The following is a 16655-nucleotide window of genomic DNA, read 5'->3' on the forward strand; positions in this document are numbered from 1 at the left end:
AGAGGATTACAAGTGGATAAATGCCCAGCTAGGAGAGCTGGGCCCGCGCGTGCTCCAGAAGCCCCATCATGGCGAGGCTTTCGTCGAGCGGCATGACCTGGCTCTCAGTCCGTCCCTCCGCCAGCGCGTCGCGCACCTCGCGCAGCTCCCCGGCGTAGCCGTTGTCGGCCGGGTCGAGCTCGTGAACCTCCGTCTCCATCGACGGTCCGCTGAGCACCAGGCGGCTCGGCGCCCAGAACGGCGCCTGGACGTCGGCCCGCATCCCCGTGCCCACCACGTACGCGCTGTTCGGGTACGGCGCGAGTAAAGACGTCTCCACGATCGCCCGCCGCCCGCCGGGGTAGACGAGCACGCCCCCGGCCTCGGCGTCCACCCCCGACGGCGCGAGGCTGCCCGTCATCCGCACCTCTGAGGGCGCCCCGAGCAGCAACTGCGCCAGCCCGAACGGATATATCCCCAGATCCAGCAGGGCGCCGCCGCCCAGCTCCGGCGCCCACAGACGGTGGGCGGGGTCGAACGGCAAAGCGAAGCCAAAGCTGGCATGAACGGAGCGGATCTCGCCGAAGCGCGGGTCGGCGGCCATGCGCCGGATGAGCGGGTTGAAGCGCATCCACATCGCTTCCATGAGGAACACCCCGGCCTCGCGGGCCAGGCGCACCATGCACTCGGCGTCGGCGAGCGAGGCGGCCAGCGGCTTCTCGCACAGCACGGCCTTGCCCGCCGCGATGGCCGCCTCGGCCACCGCCAGGTGCTGGGCGTGCGGCGTGGCCACGTACACGGCGTCGACCGCCGGGTCGGCGCACAGCTCCGCGTAGGAGCCGTAGGCCGACCCGGCGCCGAGCTCCGCGGCCAGCGCGGCGGCGCGGCCGAGGTCACGCGACCCGACCGCGGCCACCCGCATGCCGGGTTCCGCGGCGATGACCGCGCCCACGGTCCGCGCGATGCCGCCCGTGGCCGCGATGCCCCATGCCAGATCCCTCATGGCGAGGGATCATAGCTTTTTACCCGAATGTGGCGGGATCGGGGCCCAGGCGACGGTCGGCGTTGAGCGCCCCGATGGCCGCCAGATCCTCATCGTCCAGGACGAAGCCGAACACGTCGAAGTTCTCCCGGATGCGGGCGGGCGTGACCGACTTGGGGATCACCACGTTGCCGAGCTGGATGTGCCAGCGCAGCACGACCTGGGCGGGGGTGCGCCCGTGCTTGGCGGCCAGCGTCGCCAGCGCCGGCTCCTCCAGCAGGCCCTTGCCCTGGCCGAGCGGGCTCCACGCCTCCGTGAGGATGCCGTTGGCCTCGTGGAAGGCCCGCAGCTCGTGCTGCTGGAGCCACGGGTGCAGCTCGATCTGGTTGATCGACGGAGTGACCCCGGTCTCGTCCATCAGCCGGGTGAGCGCCTCGACGGTGAAGTTCGACACACCGATGGCCCGTACGCGGCCGTCGCGGTGCGCCTTCTCCATCGCCCGCCAGGCGCCGACGTAGGCGTCCTGCTTCGGCGCCGGCCAGTGGATGAGGTAGAGGTCGACCCGGTCGAGGCCGAGCCGCGCCAGGCTCTCGTCGAGGGCCTGCTCGGCGCGCCGGTGGTCGTCGTTCCACAGCTTCGTGGTGACGAACACCTCCTCGCGCGCCAGCCCGGAGGCGCGGACCGCCCGGCCCACCCCCTCCTCGTTGTCGTAGATCCTCGCGGTGTCGACATGCCGGTAACCGGCCTCGAAGGCCGTCGTGACGGCCCGCTCGGCCTCGTCCGCGGGAACCTGCCAGACGCCGTAACCCAGCTGGGGGATCGTGACGCCGTCAGTGGTGAGAATGAGCGAGTTCATGGCCTCCATTGTTCACGCCGCGTTCTTCGCGCCGTCAGGCACCCGGGCTACCGTGACCCCGTCATGCGATGTCAGAGCACCCGGCAGCGCCGCATGCCGGAGCCTCCGGCGGCGCGGAACGCCGGAGCGTCCGGCAGCGCCATAGCCGGCGTGAGCCCGGAGTGGGGGGAGCAGGGGTGGCGGAACGGGCGTCGGCCTGGGTGGAGTCTCCCCTCCAGATGCTCTGCGCCGTCGAGGCGCACCATGCCGGGCTGCTCGGCCCCGCCACCGTCGTCGTGCCCCGCGCCGGTCAGCGCGCCCTCAAGGCGACCCACCGCGAGCTGCGCCGCCTGTCGCTGCCCGACGGCCTGGAGCTGGCCCAGCCGTCCGAGGACCTGCCGCGCCGCATGAACGTCGCCGGCGACGCCTTCTCCGGCAAGGTGCAACTGCGCTGGCTCACCTCCCGGCCCGGCCGGCTCGTCGTCGTGGACGACGGCCTGGCCACGCTGCGGCTGCTGGAGCTGCTGGCGGCAGGGCCGTTCCGGCCGCTGCTGCGGGCCCGCGCCCACCCGGGACGGCTGCGCGCGGCGCTGGGGCTGGCCGCCGCGATCCGGCTGCGCGCCGGCCGCGTGACCGTCTTCACCGCCCTGCCGGTGCCCGACGACCTCGACCGGGCGGTCCGCGACGCCGGGTTCGACCTCGTACGCCATGACTTCGCCTGGCTGCGCTCCCAGCCGCCCACCGAGCCCGGCCCGGCCGAGCGGACCGTCGTGCTCGGCACGTCCCTGGTGCGCAACGGCCTCGTGCGCCGCGACCGCTACCTGCGCTGGCTGACCGACCTGGCCGGCGAGGAGCCGCTCGCCTACTACCCGCACCGGCGCGAGGACCCCGTGGACGTCGCGCTCATCCGGGAACGGCCCGGCATCACCGTGCACGACGGCGGAGCGCCCGCCGAGCTGACCCTGCGCGGGCTCGACGCCGGGCAGCGCGTGCTCAGCCTGCCCTCGACCGCCATCGCCTCGCTGCGGGTGCTGCTCGGCCCGCGCGGCGTCGCGGTGGAGCCGGTGACCGTGCCGGACGACTGGTGGACCAGCGGGGCCGCCCCCGCCCTGCGAACGCATCTGACAGGAGTGACCGGGTGAGAGTGCTGGCGGTCGCCGACTCCGACTCGTACCTGAAATGGGCGGCCTGCCTGCTCGGCGACCTGCCGGCCGGCTGCGAGACGGACCTCGTGGTGGTGCGCACGCCCATCGCGCCCTCGCCGCAGCAGATCGCCGCGGCCGTGGGCGGGCGTCCCGCGCCGCCCGTGCTGTCCGCCCGCGCGCTGCGGCGCGAGGCCGAGCGGAGCCGGCCGGACGTGATCCTCGTCGCCTGCACCGGCCCCGTCGTGGACGTGCTGGTCGCCGAGGTGCTGGACGGGCTGCGGCCCCGGCCGGTGTTCGCCACCGGCCTGCCCGGCATCTCGGTGCCCGCCACCGAGAAGGCGTGGCTCTTCCGCAGCGGCTGCGACCTGTTCGTGCTGCACAGCCGCCGGGAGGTGGCCGAGTTCGGGGAGATCGCCGCCCGGCTCGGCGGGGGAGGGGCGATCGGGCTGGCCCGGCTGCCGTTCCTGCGTCCCGGCCGGGCCGCGGCCGGCGGGAACCGCGTGGTGTTCGCCACCCAGGCCAAGGTGCCGGTGGAGCGGGAGGAGCGCGAGCGGGTGCTGCTCGCGCTCGGGCGGCTCGCCGAGCTGCGGCCGGACCTCGACGTGGTGGTCAAGCTGCGCGCCTTCGAGGGCGAACGGCAGACCCACCGCGAACGCTTCCACTACCAGCGGCTCTGGCGCGAGCTGGGGGAGCCGGGGCGGCTGAGCTTCGCGGCCGGGCCCATGCAGGAGCACCTGGAACGGGCCGCCGGCTTCGTGACGGTCAGCTCGACCGCCGCGCTGGAGGCCATCGCCCAGGGCGTGCCGTCGCTGGTGCTCGCCGACTTCGGGGTCAGCGCCGAGATGATCAACCTGGTGTTCGAGGGCAGCGGGCTGCTCGGGACCCTCGACCGGCTCGCGGAGGGCGACTTCCGCAGTGCCGACCCGGAGTGGTGCGCGGCCAACTACTTCCACCCGGCGGAGCTCGACGACTGGACGGGCCTGCTGGCGGGGTTGACCACCCGGGGCGCGACGCCGGCCCGGTCGCTGCTGGACGGTCCCGAGTTCGCCGCCGCCCGCCGCCGGGCCCGGCTGCGGCTGGAGGTGCCGCCGACCATGCTGCGCTACGGCTACCGGGCCAAGCGCCGGGTCCGCCGCTACCTGCGCGCCCTCACCTGACCGGCCCTCCCCGGAGGGGCCGTTCCGGGGAGGGCCGGGCGGGGGTCAGCGGGTGGCGCTGAGCTTGCGGCGCAGCCGGGCCAGGGCCGTCGGCCGTCCGGCCAGGCCGAGCGTCTCCAGCCGCTTGCGCTTGAAGTACCGCGGGTCGAACGGCATCCCCGACGGCCGCAGCTCCGGGTACGCCTCGGCCTGCATGCAGTAGCCGACCGCCCGCACCAGCGCCTGCAGGTCCACGGCCGGTGGCGGCGCCGCCGAGCCGTCCTCCGACAGCCGGGGCAGCAGCGCGTCCACGAGCGTGACCGGGATCCGGTTGCTGTTCTCGTACGGGGCCAGCCGGTCCAGCACCAGGCCCGTGCCGTACGAGGCGACCGGCAGGCTGAAGTAGCGCTGCGCCGTGACGAGCCCGGTCGAGAAGCAGCCGACGACCAGCTCCGGCCGCAGCGCCGCGAAGAACGCCTCGGCCGGGGTGCTCTCGTCGGCCACGATCAGCCGCACCCCGAGCCGCTCGGCCGCCGGGCGCAGCAGCCGGGCGTGGGCCCGCCCCGCCGACGGGTGCGGCTTGAAGACCACCGTGCGGTGGCCCCGGGCGGCCAGCGCGCGCAGCATCGCCTCGTGCAGCGCCGCCTCCTCCTCGGGCGTGACCATGTCGAGCGCCGACAGGTACTGCCCGAGGATCATCGCCCGGGCGTCCATCATGTCGGGCGCGGTGGCCGTCACCTCCCGCACCACCGACAGGAACGCCGCGTCGGGCAGCACCTCGGCGGGCACCCCGTACTCGCTCAGCAGCAGCGGCTCCAGCCCCGGCACCAGATCCAGGTGGAGCAGCCGGGTGACGCGGCGGAAGATCTCGGCCGGCAGCGGGTCCCGGGTCGGGCCGTAGCTCATCAGCCCGTCGGAGTAGACGGTGATCGGGCAGTCGCGCACCAGCCCGGCGATCGTCCGGGCCGGCGGCACCGCGATCGACTCCAGCACCAGCTCGTCCACCTCGCCGAGCCCCAGATGGGCGCGGATCAGCCGCTCCATCATCGGCACCTCGATCACCCGGGCCTTCCAGTCCGACGGGTGCAGCGGCGCGATGAGGTCGTTCCAGGAGTGGATCTCGTCGAAGCGGGAGCGCAGCGCCGCGAAGCCGGGCGCCCGGTCCAGCGGCACGGCGACCTCGGGGATCGCCGCGTTCGTCGACACGACGAGCACGCGGCGGCCGTCGCCGCCGTCTCCGATGCGGTCGGCGTCGATCGCGGCAGCCAGCGACATGGCGCCGAACAGCGTCGAGGCGTAGCAGACCGTCGTCATGAATCCTCCCGATCCCGGCGTGGCCGGACGAGGGGGCTGGGGGGCAGGTCCGGCAGCAGCGCCCGCAGCGCCGTCTCCCGCTGGAGCGACATCCGCGAGACCGCGTCCACGACCAGGGCGGCGGGCAGCGCCCGCACCGCCTGCGCGCCGCGCTCCTCGAAGCGGGCCCGCAGCCGCGGCGTGAACCGGCCGGCCAGCTCCAGGTGGTGGGCGAGCAGCGCGCAGAAGTTGCGCACCGCCTTGGGCAGGAACTCCTCCTCCAGGTCCTTGAAGACCAGCTCGAAGGCGTCGAAGAAGTGCAGCTGCCGCTCGTCGCCGACCTGCGTCAGCGACCCCGCCACCTGCCGCCGGTAGAAGACGCCCGCGATCGACACCACGGCGAACGTGGCCGCCTCGCGGTGCAGCCGCCAGATCCACGGCCGGTCCTCGGCGGTGTGCAGCGAGCCGGGGAAGTGCAGCAGGTCCCGCAGCGAGCGGCGGTAGACCCCGGCCCACGCGTACGGGTAGTCGACCATGGTGCGCACGTCGGCGGGCAGGATCGCGCTCCTGGGATCGAGCACCACGCCCCGCCGCGCCAGCGGAGCGCGGTGCACGACCCGTTTGCGGCCCTCGGCCTGGACGTGGTCGACCCGGACGAAGTCGCAGCCGAGCCCGTCGATCGCCGCGACGAGCCGTTCCAGATAGCCGGGGGCGAGCCAGTCGTCGCCGTCCATGAACGTGACGTACCGGCCCGACGCGGCCGACAGCCCGGCGTTGCGCGCGTCCGCGAGCCCCAGCGGCGCGGGGTTGCGGATCACGGACAGGCCGGGCAGGTCGCCGTGGAAGTCCTCGACGATGTCGGCGGTGGCGTCCACCGACCCGTCGTCCACCACGATGAACTCGAAGTCGCGCCGGGCGTTGCGGCGCAGGGAGGCGAGCGCGTCGGCGATGAAGCGCTCGCCGTCCCGCACCGGCACGACGACCGAGAGAGTGATCAAGTCTTTCCTTGCGGGGACGAGAGGGGACGGGTCAGGCGGTGACGCGGCGCAGGCGGGCCTTCGGGGCCTCCTCGCCGGGGAAGACCCGCTTGACGCCGTCGCCCATGGCCTGCTCGATGATCCGGATGTCGCGCACCAGGTGCTCCAGCCCGGACGGCTCCAGCGAGGCGGCGTGGTCGGAGCCCCACATGGTGCGGTCGAGCGTGATGTGCCGCTCCACGCACACCGCGCCGAGCGTCACCGCGGCCAGCGAGATCTGCAGCCCGCGCTCGTGGCCGGAGTAGCCGACCGGCACGCCGTAGCGGTCCTTGAGCGTGGTGATCGTGCGCAGGTTCGCCTCCTCCGGCGGCAGCGGGTACGTGGAGGTGGCGTGCATCATGATCAGCTTGCTGGTGCCGAGGATCTCGACGGCCTTGTCGATCTCGGTCAGCGTCGACATGCCCGTGGACAGGATGACCGGCTTGCCGGTGGCGGCCAGGGCGCGCAGCAGCTCGTGGTCGGCGACGCCGGCCGAGGCCACCTTGTGCGTCAGGACGTCCATCTCCTCCAGGAACTCCACGGAGGGCACGTCCCACGGCGAGGCGAACCAGTGCAGGCCCCGCTCGTCGCAGTACTTGGCGATCTGCCGGTACTCGTCCAGGCCGAACTCGGTGCGCTCCTTGTACTCCAGGTACGTCATCTCGCCCCACGGCGTCTGCCGGATCTGGCCCTTCTGCTCCTCGGGCACGCAGATCGCGGGGGTGCGCTTCTGGAACTTGACCGCCTGGCACCCGGCGTCGGCCGCGACGTCGATGAGGCGGCGGGCGATGTCGAGGTCGCCGTTGTGGTTGATGCCGATCTCGCCGATCACGTACACCGGCATGCCGTCGCCGACGAGCACGTCACCGATGGCCACCGGCGCGGGGGCGGTCCTGGGCCGGGCCTGGACGGGCCCGCCGGGGGCCGCGGAGGACAGGGTGGGAGCCGCGGACGGGGCGGGCGTGCCCGGGACCAGCGGGGTCACGGGCGCGGCGGGGGCCGGGGCGGGGCGGGCGGCCAGGACCCGGTCGCACAGCTCGCGCACCGCGCCGGCCCCGCCGACGCGGGTGAGCACGACGCGGGCGGCGGCCCGCACCTTCGGGTTGGCGTCCGGCACCGCCACGGGCCAGCCCACCTCGCCCATCGGGCCGAGGTCGTTGACGTCGTTGCCGACGTAGGCGACGCGGGCCGGGTCGAGGCCCTCGATGGCCAGCCAGTCGCGCAGCACGGTCCGCTTGTCGGCGAGCCCCTGCAGCACGGGCACGCCGAGCTTGCGCGCCCGCGCGGCGACGACCGGGTTGTGCTCGGTGGACATGACGAGCACCTTGACCCCGGCCCTGCGCAGCAGCGAGACGCCCATGCCGTCGGAGCGGCTGACGAGGACCATCTCGCGGCCCTCGGAGTCGACGTAGGCCCGGTCGTCGGTGTGGACGCCGTCGAAGTCGGTGATGACGGCGTCGACGGCGATCGGCTCCGGCTGATCCACGAACGGGGCGAGCGCCCGGACCAGCTCCAGGTCCTCGGGGTCGTCGACCTCGATGCCGTGCCGGGCCGGGACGGGCTGGACGCCGACGGTGCCGAAGAAGCGGTGGCCGTGCTCGCGCAGGCCGGCGGTGCGCATGGCGTAGAAGGCGCCGTTCTCGCGGAACTGCGGCTCGCGCTCCTGCCGGCGCGGCCGGACGGCCGGGTCGTGGTTGACGCCGGCGCCGGCGGCCGTCCACAGGAACTCGTGCGTCGGCAGCCCCGACACGACCGAGTCGGCCTCGCCGTCGAGGATCCTGCGCACGGCGGCGGACAGGTCCTCCGGGTCGATGAAGGCGCTGGTGCACTGCACGAGCACGACCACCTCGGGGTCCTCGCCGAGCGTGTCCAGCGCGTGCAGCACCGCCGACTCGCTGGAGGCGGTGGCGCCGCTCAGCTCCTCCGGGCGGTCGACCACGAGCGCCCCCGCCTGCCTGGCGGTCTCCGCGATGCCGGCGTGGTCGGTGCTGACCACGACCTGGTCGATCAGCTCGGCGCGCAGGCAGGCGCGCACCGCGCGGGCCACCAGCGGCACCCCGCCGACCGTGGCGAGGTTCTTCAGGGGGACGCCCGCCGAACCTCCGCGGGCGGGAACTACGGCCAGGACTCGCAAGGTGTCTCCTCAGTGCTGTGGGATGCACCCAGAAGCTAGAGGCCCGGATTGAACGACCAGCGTCAGCGCCATTAACGTTCCGTGGGTATCCGGTAGAGCAACTCTGGACGGCCGACCCCGCCGTACTGGGGGAAGCGCACCGCGACGCCCCGCTCCACCAGGTACTCCAGGTAGCGGCGGGCCGTCACCCGCGACACCCCGGCCGCCGTCCCCACGGCCTGCGCCGAGACGCCCTCGGGCCGGTTGCGCAGCTCGGCCGCGACCGTGTCCAGCGTGTCCTGCGTCATGCCCTTGGGCAGCTCGCCGCCGGTGCCGCGCAGCGTGCCCAGCACCCGGTCCACGTCGCCCTGGCCGACGATCTCGCCGGCCTCCCCGCGGAAGGCGGCGTAGCGGGTCAGCTTGTCGCGCAGGGCCGCGAACGCGAACGGCTTGAGCAGGTACTGCGAGACGCCCAGCGACACCGCCGAGCGCACCATCGCCAGGTCGCGCGCCGAGGTGATCGCGATGACGTCGCACAGCAGCCCGCCGGCCCGTACGGCCCGGCACACCTCCAGCCCGTGCATGTCCGGCAGGTACAGGTCGAGCAGGATGAGGTCCACCGGCGTGTGCCGCAGGAAGCGCAGCGCGTCGCCGCCCGAGCGGGCCACCCCGGCCACCCGGAAGCCGGGCACCCGCTCCACGTAGATGCGGTTGGCCTCGGCGGTGATCTCCTCGTCCTCGACGACCAGCACGGTGATCATCGGACCCGCTCCGGCACCGGCAGCCGCACGGCGAACACCGAGCCCTCCACGTGGATCGCGCCGCCCAGCCGCCGCACCGCCTGGCCCACCAGCGCCAGGCCCAGCCCGTGCCCGTCGCCCTTGGTCGTCCAGCCGCGCCGGAACGCCTCGTCCGAGGTGAGCCCCGGCCCGTCGTCGGCCACCCGGATCAGCAGCTCGCCCGCGTCGGCGCGCAGGCAGACCTCCACCCGCGAGGCCGCGTCGATGGCGTTGTCGATGAGGTTGCCGAGGATGGTGACCAGCTCCCGCGTGTCGATGCCGAGGTCGTCGAGGTCGCTGTCGGGGCTGATGACCAGCTCGGCGCCGCGCTCGGCCGCCTCCGAGCTCTTGCCGAGCAGCAGCGCCGCCAGCACCGGCTCGCGCACCGCGGCCATCACCTGGTCGGTCAGCTCCTGCGCGGCCCGCAGCTCGGCCGTGGCGAACGCCACCGCCTGCTCCGTGCGGCCCAGCTCGACCAGGGTGATGACGGTGTGCAGCCGGTTGGCCGCCTCGTGCGCCGCCGACCGCAGCGCCTCGGCGAAGCCGCGCTCGGCGTCGAGCTGCCCGGCCAGCGCCTGCAGCTCCGTGTGGTCGCGTACGGTGACGACCGTGCCGAGGCGGCTGGCCGCGCTGTTGACCGCGAGCACGCGCTCGCCGACCAGGTGGACGCGCTCCTCCCGGGTGGTCAGCACGTCGGCGAGGCCGAGGTCGGCCACGTGCCGCCCCTCGGCGTCCTCCGGCAGGTTCAGCAACTGGCGGGCCGCGTCGTTGCAGAGCGTCAGCGTGCCGTCCTTGCCGACGAGCAGCAGGCCCTCCCGTACGGCGTGCAGGACGGCGTCGTGGTGCTCGTGGATGCGGCTCAGCTCCAACGGCCCGAGCCCGTGGGTCTGGCGGCGCAGCCGCGAGGTCACCAGCCACGTGCCGCCGGCGCCCAGCCCGAGGGCGAGCGCCGTGATGAGGCCCGTCCACACCAGGATCACGAACAGCTCGGCGCTGACCTTCTCCACCTTGATGCCCACGCTGACCAGCGCCGTGACGGAGCCGCCGACGCGGACCGGCACGACGGCGCGCACCGACGGGCCGAGCGTGCCGGTGTAGGTCTCGGTGAACGGGTGGCCCCGCAGCGCCTGCTCGGTGTGGCCGAGGAAGCGCCGCCCGATCTCGGCCGGGTTGGGATGGGTGTAGCGGGTGCCGTCCGGCTTCATGATGGTGACGAAGTCGACGCCGGTGTCCAGGCGCACCCGCTCGGCGTACGGCTGGAGCCGGGTCGTCGGCGACGGGCCGGCCAGGGCCGCCCGCACGTCGGGGGAGGCCGCGACGCTGAGCGCCACGGCCTGGGAGGTGGCGGCGGCCTGCCCGCTCACCACCTCGCGCGCCAGCACCGACTCCAGCACGGCGCCGCCCGCCACGGCCACGGCGATCACGACCAGCTGCAGGAGCAGCATCTGCCCCGCCAGGCTCCACTGTCGCATCCGGACCTCTTCGTCACTCTTCACCTCGTCCGTCGCGGATCCGGTGAACGAAACTTACGCAATGGTGACCTGGGTCACCCCCGCCCGCATAGTCACGCAGAGAGAACACTCGTCCACGACGCTTGGAGAGCCGCCCATGCGTGACCGCACCCGCTACCTCTATCTGGCCGTCATCGTGGCCGTGCTCGCCGGAATCGTGGTCGGATTCGTCTGGCCGGACGTGGGCCTGGCGCTCAAGCCGCTCGGCACGGGATTCGTGGCACTGATCAAGATGATGATCAGCCCGATCATCTTCTGCACGATCGTGCTCGGCGTCGGCTCCGTCACCAAGGCCGCCAGCGTGGGCAAGGTCGGCGGGCTCGCGCTCGGTTACTTCCTCGTCATGTCGACTGTAGCCCTGGTCATCGGGCTGGTGGTCGGCAACCTCATCGACCCGGGCAGCGGCCTGCACCTGACCGCCGCGGCCAAGGAGGCGGCGGCGGCCGAGGCGGCCAAGGGGGAGGCGACGAACACGGTCGACTTCCTGCTCGGCATCATCCCGACCACGCTCGTGTCGGCGTTCACCGAGGGACAGGTGCTGCAGACGCTGCTGGTGGCGCTGCTCACCGGCTTCGCGCTGCAGGCCATGGGCCCCAAGGGCGCGCCCATCCTTGGCGCCATCGGCCACATCCAGCGGCTGGTGTTCCGCATCCTCGCCATGATCATGTGGGCGGCGCCGGTCGGCGCGTTCGGCGCGATCGCGGCCGTCGTCGGCGCCACCGGCCTCGACGCGCTCAAGAGCCTGGCCGTCATCATGGCCGCCTTCTACATCACCTGCGCCCTGTTCGTCGGCGTCGTGCTCGGCACGCTGCTGTGGCTGGTCGCCCGGATCAACCTGTGGTCGCTGCTGCGCTACCTGGGCCGGGAGTTCCTGCTCATCCTGTCCACCTCGTCGTCGGAGTCGGCGCTGCCGCGGCTCATCGCCAAGATGGAGCACATGGGCGTCAGCCGCACCGTGGCCGGCATCACCGTGCCGACCGGCTACTCCTTCAACCTCGACGGCACCGCCATCTACCTGACCATGGCCACGCTGTTCATCGCCTCGGCGACGGGCGACCCGCTGCAGTTCGGCGAGCAGCTCGGGCTGCTGCTGTTCATGATGATCGCCTCGAAGGGCGCGGCCGGCGTGACCGGGGCCGGGCTCGCCACGCTGGCGGGCGGGCTCCAGTCGCACCGCCCCGAGCTGGTGGACGGCGTGGGCCTCATCGTCGGCATCGACCGGTTCATGTCCGAGGCGCGGGCGCTGACCAACTTCGCCGGCAACGCCGTGGCGACCGTGCTGGTCGGCACGTGGACGGGCGGGTTCGACCGGGAGCGGGCCCTTCGGGTGCTGGCCGGGCACGACCCGTTCGACGAGGCCACGCTGCTGGACGACGAGGAGCGGGAGCCGGAGCCGCCGGCGGCCCAGGCCGACCGGGAGATGTCGCCGGTCTGACTCCCCTGAGCCGCATCGGCCGGGCGCCCCTCGTGGGCGCCCGGCCTCGCCCGGGTCAGAACGGCCTGCGGCCTATGCCCGCGTACCCCATGCGGGCGATCTCCTCGTCGATCAGGGGAGGGTTCTTCGGGTCGACGAACGGCCAGCCGGTCTCCTCGCCCAGCCCGGTCGCCAGTCCGGGCGGGATCAGCTCGAAGTCGCCGAAGAACGCGGCGATCTCCGCCCCGGGACGCGGGCAGAACGGCGCGTTGGCCTGCTTGTAGAAGTCGCTGACCCGGCGCACCTGCTCGGGCGCGCTGTCGGTGCCCACGTGCGAGATCGCGAGGTAGCTGCCCGGCGCCAGCGCCTCACGGTAGCGGGCCACGAACCCCTGCGGGTCGTCCTCGTCCGGCACCAGGTGCAGGAAGAACATCATGAGCAGCGCCACGGGCCGCTCGAAGTCGATCAGAGCGCGCACCGAGGGGTGCTCCAGGACCTCCTCCGGCCGCCGCGCGTCGGCCTGCACCATCGCCACCCGGTCGGGGGCGGCCAGCAGGGCCCGGCCGTGGGTGGCCACCACCGGGTCGTTGTCCACGTACACCACCCGGGCGTCGGGGACGTGCCGCAGGGCGGCCTCGTGCACGTTCTCCCGCGCGGGCAGCCCCGACCCCAGGTCGAGGAACTGGGTGATCCCCTGGTCGCACAGGTACTTCACCACCCGGCCGATCAGGGCGCGGTTCTCCTGGGTGCCGACCCGGATGTCGGGCATCACCTTGAGCACCATGTCCGCCAGGTCCCTGTCGGCCTGGAAGTTGTCCTTACCGCCGAGGAAGTAGTCGTACATCCGCGCCGCGTTGGGAACGTGCGGATCGATGCCCACCGGCGCCTGCTCCATCATGGCGTCCATGATTCCGGATATGAGGGAGTTGAAGCCACTCAAACCCCTGATGTCCCAGGCTTTTCGGCAGGTCTGTCGGTCCGGCAGGGCGTCGAGGGCAGGCGCAGCACGAAGCGCGCGCCGCCCTGGCAGTCCTCGACGGTCAGCTCGCCGCCGTGGGCCACCGCCACGTCCCGCGCGATCGCCAGGCCCAGCCCGGTGCCGCCCGCGTCGCGGCTGCGCGCCGCGTCCAGGCGGGTGAACCGCTCGAAGATCCGCTCGCGGTCCACGGCGGCGATCTCCGCGCCGTCGTTCTCCACGGCCAGCACGGCTACGCCGTCCTCGCACCCCACCGACACCCTGACGTACCGGTCGGCGTGCCGCTCGGCGTTGTCGAGCAGGTTCGTCAGCACCCGGGCGAGCTGGAGCCGCACGCCCTGGACGAGCACGCCGTCCTCGACCGCCAGCCGGATCGGGACCCGGTCCTTGCGGACGGACAGCTCCTCGCGGACCAGCTCCCCGAGGTCCACCCACTCCTTCGCGGCGTCGTCCGCGCGCGAGCCGATCCGGGCCAGCAGGAGCAGGTCGGTGATGATCGCCTCCAGCCGGTCGGTGTCGCGCAGCGCGCTGGTCACGAGGGCGTCGAGGTCGGTGTCCTCCGGGTAGAGCTGGGCGCTCTCCAGCTGGGCGCGCAGCCCGGCGATGGGGGTGCGCAGTTCGTGGGAGGCGTCCGAGGCGAACTGGCGCTGCTGGCGGGCCGAGCGCTCCAGGCGCGCGAGCGTGCCGTTGATGGAGGCGGCCAGCCCGGACAGCTCGTCGTCCCCGGCCGGCTGCACCACGCGGCGGCTCAGGTCGCTGGCCTGGATCTCGTCGAGCTGGGCGCGCATGGCCGCCACCGGCCGCAGGGCGCGCCCCATGATCATCCAGGTGGCCCAGCCGGTGATGCCGATGAGGATCGCGATCTCGATCGCGGCCACGGTCTCCAGGGTGTGGTCGCTCAGCACGGCGGGGGCCCGGCGCCCGGCGTACACGACGCTGGAGTCCGCCTCGAGGGACACGCGGACGGCGGTCAGGTACAGGCACATCTGCGGCACGCAGGGCCGTGAGGTGATGACGCGGTCGTCGGGGGTCGGCCACACGTCGCTCAGGCGCGGCATGGCGGCGGCCCCGTCACTGGCCGCGCTGACGGTGCCCTGGGGGTTGACGATCTGGATGAGCGGCACGGTGGGGTCGAGCACCGGGATCCGGCCGCCCCGCCACAACGCTCCGGCGCGGGCCTCGGAGGCGATCCGCTCGGCGGTGTTGCGGGTGTCGCGTGACACGCTGGCCGCGACCCAGGCGCGCGTCACGGTGACCGCCCCGATCCCGAACGGGATCAGCAGCACCGCCGCGACGAGCGTCGTGACGAGCGTGACACGTCCGCGCAGGGAGCGTGCCCAGATGCGGGACACGCCCCGAGGTTACTAACCGTGACATTCGCCGTTAGTCGCGTGAAGGAAAAGATTCCCCCAATGCCCGCCGGCCCCGCCCGTCCGGCGCTCGGACAGGCCCTCTCAGGGACGCGCCCACGGACGACGGGCCCTCACGCGGGACGCGCCCGGGCGCGCGCCTGGCGCGGTCGCGACCGGGTGCCCTGTGGGGGCCCGTCCCGCGACGCCGTGCAGGGAGGGGGCGCGGGACGGGCGGGGGATCGGAAGCGGGTGGGGGGCCGGGTCAGGCGGTCTCGGGGCCGAGCTGCAGCCAGATCGTGGTGTCGGGGGCCACCGCGCCGGGGTCGGGCTGCGGGCCGCTCGACAGCAGGACCTCGCCGGACAGCCCCAGCTCGGCCAGCGACACCGGCTCCTCGCCCGTGTTGAGCACGACGGCGAGCCCCGGGGAGCGTTCCAGCGCCAGCACGTCCTCGCGCAGCTCCGGCGCCGGGACCTCCAGCCAGCGCAGGGTGCCGCCGCCCAGCGCCGGGTGCTCCCTGCGCAGCCGCAGCGCCGCCCGGTAGAGGTTCAGCGTCGAGCCGGGATCGTCCTGCTGCGCCTCGGCCGACAGCTCCCGCCAGTCCTCGGGGATCGGCAGCCACGGCTCGCTCCAGCCGCAGCCGGGCCCGGTGGTCCACGGCAGCGGCACGCGGCAGCCGTCGCGGCTCTCGCCGCTGCGCTTGAACGCCGGGTCCTGGCGCAGCTCGTCGGGCAGGTCGAGGACCTCCGGCAGGCCCAGCTCCTCGCCGTTGTAGAGGTAGGCGGAGCCGGGCAGCGCCAGCATGAGCAGCGTGGCGGCGCGGGCGCGGGCCAGGCCGCCGTGGCGGGTGACGTGGCGCGGCTTGTCGTGGTTGGACAGCACCCACGTGGTGGGCGCGCCGACCAGCTCGGCCTCGGCCAGCGACTTCTCGATGACCGTGCGGAACGACTTGGCGTGGTAGTCGGCCATCATGAAGTCGAACGAGAACGCCTGGTGCAGCTCGTCGGGCTGCACGTAGCGGGCGAGCCGCTCGGGCGAGGCCACCCACGCCTCGGCCACGGCCATCCGGCCGCCGGGGTAGGAGTCGAGGATCGGCCGCCACTCGCGGTAGATGTCGTGCACGCCGTCCTGGTCGAAGTACGGCACCCGCTCGTCGCCGAGCAGCTCGACCTGGCGGCCCTCCTTGGGCCCGACGTCCGGCAGCCCGGCGTCCTTGATCATGCCGTGGGCCACGTCGACGCGGAAGCCGTCGACGCCCCGGTCGAGCCAGAAGCGCAGGATGTCGCGGAACTCGGCGCGCACCTCGGGGTTCTCCCAGTTGAGGTCCGGCTGCTCGGGCGCGAACAGGTGGAGGTACCACTGCCCGTCCGGCGTCCGGGTCCACGCGGGGCCGCCGAAGACCGACTCCCAGTCGTTGGGGGCGTCGCGGAAGATGTAGCGGTCGCGGCGCTCGCCGCGCAGCGCCTCCTGGAACCAGGGGTGCCGGTCGGAGGAGTGGTTGGGGACCAGGTCGACGATGACCCGGATGCCGAGCGCGTGCGCCTCGGCGACCAGCGCGTCGAAGTCGGCCAGCGTGCCGAACATGGGGTCCACGTCGCGGTAGTCGGCCACGTCGTAGCCGGCGTCGGCCTGCGGCGAGGTGTAGAAGGGGCTCAGCCAGAGGGCATCGACGCCGAGCTCGCCTAGATAGCCGAGCCGGGCGCGCACGCCGGGCAGGTCGCCCATGCCGTCGCCGTCGGCGTCGGCGAAGCTGCGCGGATACACCTGGTACACGACGGCGTCGCGCCACCAGTCGTCGTCGGTCGCGGTGCCGGGCAGCGGCCCAGCGGCGGGCCGGGCGCCGGGCGGCGGGTGCGGCGTGGTGGCCATGTCGTCCTTCTTCCCCCATGGGTGGTTCGCGTTCCGATGCAGGATGACCTGTGCGCTCGCCGGAGGTCAAGCGCAAGTTGCGGAAACTTGCATGGATGCCTCTAGGGCCGGTCAGAGCGGGGGTTCTCGGGTCAACCTGGGGTCATGACGGGTCTGGATCCGGTAACGCTTTCTGCAAGTTCTTCCAATTCTTGCAAAGTCTCGCTAACGTCGCGGAAACACGAGCCGCCGCTGAGGCGGCCATATGGATCTTCCAG

13 protein-coding genes are annotated in these 16655 nt (G+C 73.4%); 3 read left to right on the forward strand and 10 right to left on the reverse strand.

All coding sequences use genetic code 11. The annotated features are described in order from the left end of the window. Nucleotides 1-28: 28 nt before the first annotated feature. Together HTZ77_RS22070 and HTZ77_RS22075 are read right to left on the reverse strand one after the other, a co-directional pair. On the reverse strand, nucleotides 29-982 hold the full coding sequence (locus tag HTZ77_RS22070) for a Gfo/Idh/MocA family protein (RefSeq protein ID WP_175591545.1): 954 nt from the start codon (nucleotides 980-982) through the stop codon (nucleotides 29-31). A 19-nt stretch (nucleotides 983-1001) separates the two neighbouring features. Next, nucleotides 1002-1817 carry an aldo/keto reductase gene (locus tag HTZ77_RS22075; RefSeq protein ID WP_175591546.1) on the reverse strand — a complete coding sequence of 272 codons (816 nt, stop codon included), beginning with the start codon at nucleotides 1815-1817 and terminating at the stop codon, nucleotides 1002-1004. A 176-nt stretch (nucleotides 1818-1993) separates the two neighbouring features. On the opposite strand from HTZ77_RS22075, the gene HTZ77_RS22080 reads away from it, so the two are divergent. Together HTZ77_RS22080 and HTZ77_RS22085 are read left to right on the forward strand one after the other, a co-directional pair. Further along, a complete protein-coding gene (locus HTZ77_RS22080; protein ID WP_175591547.1) occupies nucleotides 1994-2938 on the forward strand; it encodes a hypothetical protein in 945 nt (314 codons plus the stop codon). After that, the gene (locus tag HTZ77_RS22085; RefSeq protein ID WP_175591548.1) at nucleotides 2935-4098 is read left to right on the forward strand and encodes a DUF6716 putative glycosyltransferase; all 1164 of its coding nucleotides are present in this window, start codon (nucleotides 2935-2937) and stop codon (nucleotides 4096-4098) included. Before HTZ77_RS22080 ends, HTZ77_RS22085 begins: the two co-directional genes overlap by 4 nt. A 45-nt stretch (nucleotides 4099-4143) precedes the next feature. On the opposite strand, the gene HTZ77_RS22090 is transcribed toward HTZ77_RS22085, so the two are convergent. From HTZ77_RS22090 to HTZ77_RS22110, 5 genes are all read right to left on the reverse strand, one after another. Further along, nucleotides 4144-5391, reverse strand: a complete 1248-nt coding sequence (locus tag HTZ77_RS22090; RefSeq protein WP_175591549.1) for a polysialyltransferase family glycosyltransferase — start codon at nucleotides 5389-5391, stop codon at nucleotides 4144-4146. After that, nucleotides 5388-6368, reverse strand: a complete 981-nt coding sequence (locus HTZ77_RS22095) for a glycosyltransferase family 2 protein (RefSeq protein WP_175591550.1) — start codon at nucleotides 6366-6368, stop codon at nucleotides 5388-5390. The genes HTZ77_RS22090 and HTZ77_RS22095 overlap by 4 nt, the downstream gene beginning before the upstream one ends. A 31-nt stretch (nucleotides 6369-6399) precedes the next feature. After that, nucleotides 6400-8520, reverse strand: coding sequence for an N-acetylneuraminate synthase family protein (locus tag HTZ77_RS22100; RefSeq protein WP_175591551.1), 2121 nt, complete (start codon nucleotides 8518-8520; stop codon nucleotides 6400-6402). Between the two features lie 71 nt (nucleotides 8521-8591). Then, nucleotides 8592-9260, reverse strand: coding sequence for a response regulator (locus HTZ77_RS22105; protein ID WP_175591552.1), 669 nt, complete (start codon nucleotides 9258-9260; stop codon nucleotides 8592-8594). Further along, nucleotides 9257-10750, reverse strand: a complete 1494-nt coding sequence (locus tag HTZ77_RS22110; protein ID WP_175591553.1) for an ATP-binding protein — start codon at nucleotides 10748-10750, stop codon at nucleotides 9257-9259. The genes HTZ77_RS22105 and HTZ77_RS22110 overlap by 4 nt, the downstream gene beginning before the upstream one ends. A gap of 136 nt (nucleotides 10751-10886) precedes the next feature. Between HTZ77_RS22110 and HTZ77_RS22115 the strand changes: the two genes are divergently transcribed. Further along, nucleotides 10887-12224 carry a cation:dicarboxylate symporter family transporter gene (locus HTZ77_RS22115; protein ID WP_175591554.1) on the forward strand — a complete coding sequence of 446 codons (1338 nt, stop codon included), beginning with the start codon at nucleotides 10887-10889 and terminating at the stop codon, nucleotides 12222-12224. Between the two features lie 55 nt (nucleotides 12225-12279). On the opposite strand, the gene HTZ77_RS22120 is transcribed toward HTZ77_RS22115, so the two are convergent. From HTZ77_RS22120 to HTZ77_RS22130, 3 genes are all read right to left on the reverse strand, one after another. Further along, complete coding sequence (locus HTZ77_RS22120) at nucleotides 12280-13110, reverse strand: SAM-dependent methyltransferase (RefSeq protein ID WP_235994960.1); 831 nt, start codon at nucleotides 13108-13110, stop codon at nucleotides 12280-12282. Between the two features lie 29 nt (nucleotides 13111-13139). Then, entirely contained in the window at nucleotides 13140-14531 is a 1392-nt protein-coding gene (locus HTZ77_RS22125; RefSeq protein ID WP_175591555.1) for a sensor histidine kinase, read from the reverse strand. Between the two features lie 262 nt (nucleotides 14532-14793). Continuing rightward, entirely contained in the window at nucleotides 14794-16398 is a 1605-nt protein-coding gene (locus HTZ77_RS22130) for a glycoside hydrolase family 13 protein (RefSeq protein ID WP_175591556.1), read from the reverse strand. Between the last annotated feature and the right edge of the window lie 257 nt (nucleotides 16399-16655).

Source organism: Nonomuraea montanisoli, assembly GCF_013363975.1.
In the GTDB taxonomy this organism is placed as follows: domain Bacteria; phylum Actinomycetota; class Actinomycetes; order Streptosporangiales; family Streptosporangiaceae; genus Nonomuraea; species Nonomuraea montanisoli.